6 protein-coding genes are annotated in these 6,715 nt (G+C 43.3%); 4 read left to right on the top strand and 2 right to left on the bottom strand.

Features of this window, described 5'->3' with window-relative positions; all coding sequences use genetic code 11:
• Positions 1 to 398: 398 nt before the first annotated feature.
• Both WD077_10125 and WD077_10120 read left to right on the top strand, forming a co-directional pair.
• Positions 399 to 1,520, top strand: coding sequence for a DUF4221 family protein (locus WD077_10125; protein ID MEX0967586.1), 1,122 nt, complete (start codon positions 399 to 401; stop codon positions 1,518 to 1,520).
• A 20-nt stretch (positions 1,521 to 1,540) separates the two neighbouring features.
• Complete coding sequence (locus tag WD077_10120; protein MEX0967585.1) at positions 1,541 to 2,020, top strand: hypothetical protein; 480 nt, start codon at positions 1,541 to 1,543, stop codon at positions 2,018 to 2,020.
• Positions 2,021 to 2,396: 376 nt separating this feature from the next.
• Here the strand turns inward: WD077_10120 and WD077_10115 are convergent, their stop codons facing one another.
• Complete coding sequence (locus WD077_10115) at positions 2,397 to 3,131, bottom strand: GDSL-type esterase/lipase family protein (protein MEX0967584.1); 735 nt, start codon at positions 3,129 to 3,131, stop codon at positions 2,397 to 2,399.
• A 92-nt stretch (positions 3,132 to 3,223) separates the two neighbouring features.
• On the opposite strand from WD077_10115, the gene WD077_10110 reads away from it, so the two are divergent.
• A complete protein-coding gene (locus tag WD077_10110) occupies positions 3,224 to 3,910 on the top strand; it encodes an ABC transporter ATP-binding protein (protein ID MEX0967583.1) in 687 nt (228 codons plus the stop codon).
• Between the two features lie 308 nt (positions 3,911 to 4,218).
• The gene (locus WD077_10105; GenBank protein MEX0967582.1) at positions 4,219 to 4,977 is read left to right on the top strand and encodes a phosphatase PAP2 family protein; all 759 of its coding nucleotides are present in this window, start codon (positions 4,219 to 4,221) and stop codon (positions 4,975 to 4,977) included.
• A gap of 33 nt (positions 4,978 to 5,010) precedes the next feature.
• On the opposite strand, the gene WD077_10100 is transcribed toward WD077_10105, so the two are convergent.
• Positions 5,011 to 6,681, bottom strand: a complete 1,671-nt coding sequence (locus WD077_10100; GenBank protein MEX0967581.1) for a cation:proton antiporter — start codon at positions 6,679 to 6,681, stop codon at positions 5,011 to 5,013.
• Positions 6,682 to 6,715 lie beyond the last annotated feature (34 nt).

Genomic DNA, 6,715 nt, shown 5'->3' with positions numbered 1-6,715 from the left:
AACCTATTCCAGGACTAACACTTCACCTGTAAACTTTTTTCAGGACGAGACAGGGCAATGCGGGCGATTATTCTGGCACTGAAGGATTCCTGGAAATTGAGCTTTTGCGATGATTTTCAAGCTTGAAAATCACAAGCGGACGCTTGCGATAGATGGGGGATATTTTCTGTTATTGCGAAATTAGCTGCGGCATTAACCGGACTCACTCTCCCGCAAGCGTCCGCTTGTGGGAATGCCGGTAAAGACCAGGAATTTCGAGATCAAACCTAGCCTTAATTTGTAAGTTTTGCCGATCTTCATAATAATCCGGTGGAAGCAGGGATAGTTCCCCAACCGGAAGATTATCTTTGGAGTAGTGCTGGCGATATTACAACGACCTGTATAAATTTTTAAAGATCATGAATAATTGGTTTAAACTTATCCTCCTTGTAATTTTTGCTTGTATTTTGCAGAATTGTCGCTTTTTTCCAAAATCCAAATCCGGCCAATTGGGATATAACATTGTGCAGGAAAATATCATAAATACTACACTCCCAGAACATCATATAAAGTTAAATTACCACATTGATGACGATAATAAATTTCTGACTTGGCTTAATCAATATCCCCTCAGCATCAACATTCTTAACATTGAGCACTCTGATTCAATAATTAGCATAGCGGTTGACAATATAAGCCATATCTCATATTTTATAAAGGGCAAGGATTCTGTTGTCATCTTAAAAACCTGGCAGGGTAGTAATTTCTTGATTATTCTGGATATGCTTGGTGATACGATTGCCCATCATGAAATTTTAATAGAAAATAATCAAGGTAAATCCTTTTCCACCTCTGAGCCTTTTAGCCTTCACAATAATATTTTATATGCATTTGTCGGCCAATACGTTAGAAATCCCAATTCGTCTGAACATATTAAAAATTTTTATTCAGCCCCGCATCAACTTCGAGTTCCTTTGTCCGATGACTATCAACTTCGTGGAAAGGTTGAAGGAGGAACTTTCCCTCAAATGTATCAGGAGGATAACCATTTTCCCAATCCATACATTAGTCAAATCATTATGGGAGATACGATATATTATTCTTTTGGAAGTTGTGATGATATTCAAATGGAAGTGAAAGGCTCAAGGGGTATGAACATTCCTGCTTCAAGTAACTATCTTAAGGAATTTACACCCTATCCCAGAGAAAAATTGCGGGACTATGCTTTTGCCAGGAAATATAACATTCAGGAAGGCAGGTATTACAGAATATATTACGATAAACACAAGAATTATTTCTATAGAGTGGTTTTTCACGGTGCTAAATATGCTAATGATGACGGAACCCTCAATGACATGTACGACAAACCCTGGTCTATAATTACGCTGGATGGCAACCTAAAGCGTGTTAAAGAAACATTGATGGATAATGTTAGGTACTACCCATATATTGCCGGCATTACTAAAGAAGGGCTGATTATTAGGAGGCTCGTTAATGATCCCAATTTATTCCAATGTGATTTATTGACAATTAATTATTAACTTAAAAAATAATATTTACGATGAATTTAATTCGCATTTCTAATATCTTCAGTTTTAGGGTCATCGTCTTTATTGGTAGTTTTATACTTTTACAATGTACTCAAAAGCCTCAAACCTACACAAAAACTACGTTGCTAAATACCTATTGTGAAGAAATTGGAATCCCCAAGATACCTGCAGAAGAGCACCACGTTTATATTTTTATTCCCCGCTTCGGTTGCCCAGGCACAATAGCCTATTCTATCCAAGCAATTTCTAATAGTTCATCGCTCACTGACAATAAAGATAAAATCACCTTAATCATAGATGATCCTCAATATCGCTATCAAAGCTGGCTTGATCAAAGCAATATCTATTTTGATGAACAAGCTAAATTTGAGAAGCTTGATCTGGATATTGCCAACGTTACTATTATTTCAGTCAGACAATCAAAAATTGAATCCCATTTTTCTTTAAATAAACCTGGCGATGAAATGGAATTGTATAATTTATTTAAATGAGCAGAAAAGTTCATTTCTTCCTTAACTTATTTCGATTTTTCTCCCGTGATGACGCATTCAAGCCCTTTCTTATTACAACATAACTTCAGCCTATCAGCCACTATATAGCAATAGATATGGGGGCCAACACACTGCAGGACAGGAGATTCCTGCCTTTGCAGGAATGACAAAATGCGACAGACTGAACCCACAAGATTTTTAACCGTAAAGAGTGTAAAGATATGCACCGGGCGCGCAGAGCATTTACAAATTCTTTTTACGGTTCAGGCGTGACGGATTTTTGAATTTGTTTTACGACAGCTTTCGGTTTGTGCTTTCAAGTAAATTTCTGATGACTCTGGAATATTAATGTAAATTATAAAAGAGGAGACGACACTTACCGGGCCGGTTGCGCCATTACAATTTTCTCTAATATATTCCAGACATTTTGAGCCAGGATCTTCTGGCCTTCTGCTGTTGGATGGATTCCATCTCCCAGGTTCAGCGCTGGGTTTCCTGCAACGCCCTCCAGCAGAAAGGGCACGAAGTACAGCTCGTTTTCCTCAGCCAATTCCGAAAAAATTGCCTTAAACCTTCCGGTATAATCTGCGCCCATGCTTGGGGGTATCTGCATTCCTGCCAGGATAATCTCCGTTTCCGGATTGGCCGCCCGCACTTTATCAATGATCACCTGGAGGTTCTTTTTTGTCTCTTGTGGATCAATTCCGCGCAGGCCATCATTGGCACCAAGTTCAAGAACAAAAATATCTATGTGTTGCCGCAGCGCCCAGTCTATGCGCTCCCTGCCGCCTGACGAGGTTTCCCCGCTCACCCCTGCATTCACCACCCGGAATTCCAGGCCCGCTGAATCCAGTTTTTCCTGGATCAATGCCGGGAAGGCCTCTTCCTCTTCCAGTCCATAGCCAGCAGTGAGGCTATTGCCAAAAAAGAGAATAGTGCTGGTTTGCGTTTCAGGGGTGGATTCTGCAGGGCTACGCTCTGCGGCAGGGTTTTTTTCCTGGTTCTCAGGCGAAGAACCGGAGCAGGCGAAAAGCAGTAAAGTGCTGAGAAGGGCAACCCACAACCTGGAGGGAAGGCGGGAATGAAAAATGGATGACCGGTTAATATTCATAATTAATTTATAATTCAATTAAGATTCCAACAAGGGAGGCATTATTGAGTTTGAACATTGAAGTTTGCAAAATAAACTGATCAGGATCAGGAATGGATATATTGAAAATAGAGGATCTGGGGAAAACCTACCACAGTGGCAACCGGACAATGAATGTATTGCATGACGTTAGTTTCACGCTGGGCAGCGGAGACAGCATCTCTATCGTGGGACCTTCAGGCAGCGGTAAAACAACCCTCCTCGGCCTGTGTGCCGGCCTGGACCGGATCACCACGGGCACAGTAGAGCTTAACGGGTTGCTCCTGAACGACATGAACGAGGATGAGCGGGCTGCTGTGCGCAATAAATATGTGGGTTTTATATTCCAGAGCTTTCAATTGATCCCTACACTCACGGCATTGGAAAACGTGATGGTGCCGATGGAGTTGCAGGGGAAAAGAAACTCCGCTGCCTTTTCACGGGAATTGCTGGAGCGTGTTGGCCTGGGAGAGCGGCTCCGCCATTATCCTTCACAGCTTTCGGGCGGGGAGCAGCAGCGCGTCTCCATAGCCCGTGCTTTCTCCAACCGGCCCATCATCCTTTTTGCTGACGAGCCCACCGGCAATCTTGATGATGAAACTGGCGGCCGTATACAGGATCTGATCTTTCAACTCAACCAGGAATCCGGAACTACCCTGGTGCTGGTAACCCATGATTTTGAACTGGCGCGAAGGACGCACCGCATTATTAAACTCAAAGGCGGAGGCGTGGTCTCGGATGAACCGGTGGAAAGCCTTTGATGGCAAGAAACGGGTACGGGACCAGATAGTATCCCGCTGGTTTGCCGTTGTTATTTTTATTTAAATAATTAAATACGAAAGCGCTTTGAAGGAGAATATCTGAAAGTCATTTTTAACAAAACACTGGAGGTTTTACGCTTTTCGCATTTTCCCCGGATTATTCATTAGCGTTTTCCCATATCATTCCCATAAACCATAAGGAAGCGAGGATTTCCGGAAATTAAACCGCGCGGTACAAACCCATTATTTCCCCTTTCAACTATCTTTTGCTTTGTCCGTTAACTTTTTCCACCAAACGATAAAACGCATTGGCGAACTCAGATAGAAACCTGCTTCGTTCTTTACAGGAATTGCTAAAGAAGCTGATTGATCCGAAGCATGAGAATTTCAGTCTTATTCTCTGGTCGGCCATTGCCATTATTCTCGGCATGCTTACGCTAAACGGCTTTGTGGAACTCACGGAAGAACTTTTTGACGATACCCTGCAACCTGTGGATGAGGCCATTTTCGAATATGTATGGAGCTTTCGGTCCGATGGCCTGACCCTCTTTATGACCATCATTACCTGGCTGGGCGGACCCCTCGGCTATCTGTTGATAATGGCCGGCCTGGGCAGTTACCTCTACTTCGTTCATGCCCACTGGCGCTATACGATCCAGGTATTCGTTGTGCTGCTTTTGGCAGGTCTGGTCAACATTATTCTAAAGGAATGGATTGACCGGCCCCGCCCGGCAGGCGATCATCTGGTAGAAGTGTTTTCACTCAGCTATCCGAGTGGTCATGCCATGAGCGCCATGTCATTTTATGGCTTTCTTATTTACATTGCGTTTACTAACCTTACCCACTCCTGGTCCAGGTACTTGCTTTCGGCCTCTTTGGTGATTTTGATTTTCCTGGTGGGTCTGAGCCGCGTTTATCTTGGCGTTCATTTCCCTTCTGATGTTGCGGCAGGATTTCTTGCGGGCCTTTTTTGGGTAGCCCTGTGTATTCTTATTTTTAATTTAATAACCATATACAGGCGGCAAAGGCATAAAAACATTGTTCATCCGCCTGAAGAAACTGGCTAAAGGCCCGCAATGAAGATCGCGAAGCAAATGTTTTTATTCTGCGTTTTTAATATTGAGCAGGTCTTTTAAATAGGAATGGTAAAATGTTGAGGCCACCATCTGATGTGGCAAAAGTATATGGCCGGGTCCGTATTCGCTTACTATTTCCTTGTCTTTTTCATGGCGGGCAATAATATAGAGTTCTCCTCCGTATTGCCGCCTTTTTAATTCCTTTACCAAATGCAGTGAGACCTCCGTATCCGGCAGCGTATTAATTATACATTTTGCTTTTTGAAATGGAATGTGTTCCAGCATTTCGGGGTCTTCCAGGTCTCCATACATAATGTTGCGGCCTTTTGACCGCCAGGACCTTACGATCTGAGGATCAAAATCAATGGCCAAATAATTAATATTCTCGTGCTGTTCAAGTATTTCAGAAATTGAATTTCCAAACCTTCCATTTCCCATTATTATCACGTCAACGGATTGTTCTGGCACCTGATCCATTTCTGATTCCCTGTGGGTATTTTTCTTTTGAAATAACTCCAGGGCCGGAGATAAGAATTCATAAATATGATGAGAGTATAGAATAAGATAAGTGGATAATCCAATCGTTATCATTCCCACTAAGGTGATAAGCCCCAGGGTTTCCTGGTTTAAATGGCCGAGCGAAAAGCCTAAACCGGCAAATATGAGCGAGAACTCGCTGATCTGAGCAACGGTCAATCCGGCCAGAAACGAGGTGCGCTTGCGGTAACCCAGTAGGCCCATAATGATGAGCACGATCAATGGATTTCCGGCAAGAACAAACACAGAGAAAATGATGGCGGCAGGCACCTGGCTTCCTATTATGCCCAAATCAATATTCACCCCCAGATTAATAAAAAAGAAGAGCAACAGAAAATCCCGGATGCTCACGAGGCGATTGCTGATCACTTCCCGGAACTCAGACGAAGTGAGCGTAACGCCCGCTAAAAATGCACCTACCTCTCCGCTGAAGCCCAGCCATTCACTCAGGGCATTGAGGCCCACAGCCCAGGCTATGGCAAACAAGATGAGCAGTTCCTGCGACTTAGCAAGCCGGAAAGTCAGCCGGGGAAGGATCCATTTCATAGAGACAAAAACAAGTGCGACCATGAAGGCTCCTGAAAGAATAGTTTTCGTTGCGCTTTCAAGAAGAGTTAGTTCTTCCTGTTGTCCCATACCGGTGAGGACGATCATTAGCAGGATCACAACTAAATCCTGCACGATAAGAAAACCGATAGCAATCTGTCCGTGAAGCGAATCAATTTCCTTTTTATCGGACAGGAGCTTAACGATAATGATGGTACTGGAAAAGGTTAAGGCGATTGCAATATAAAAGCTGTGGAGAGAGGAGAAGCCGAGGGAAATGCCGATTAAATAACCAAACAACGAGGTGAAAACAACCTGGCCCAATCCTGTAATCAGCGCCACCTTCCCGATGGATTTAATGATGTGGAGATCCAGCTTTAAACCCACAATAAACAGGAGAATGGCTATTCCTATTTCTGCCAGCAGGTGAATGTTCTCCTCTGATTTCACAATATCGAGGGCCGATGGTCCTACCAGAATGCCGAGCACGATAAACATTACGATGAGGGGCTGCTTCAGCAATCTGCCGATCATGCCCAGCACTGCGGCCAAAACTAGGATCGCAGCGAACTCATAGAAGGGATTGTCAAAATCTGAAATCCACTCATTCATAAGGGAAAAAATTTAAATGCTACATTCAAAATTC

The organism is Bacteroidia bacterium, assembly GCA_040880525.1.
GTDB lineage: Bacteria > Bacteroidota > Bacteroidia > CAILMK01 > JBBDIG01 > JBBDIG01.
Note: the sequence above shows the minus strand (reverse complement) of the source record. Positions and strands in the feature narration are given on the sequence as shown.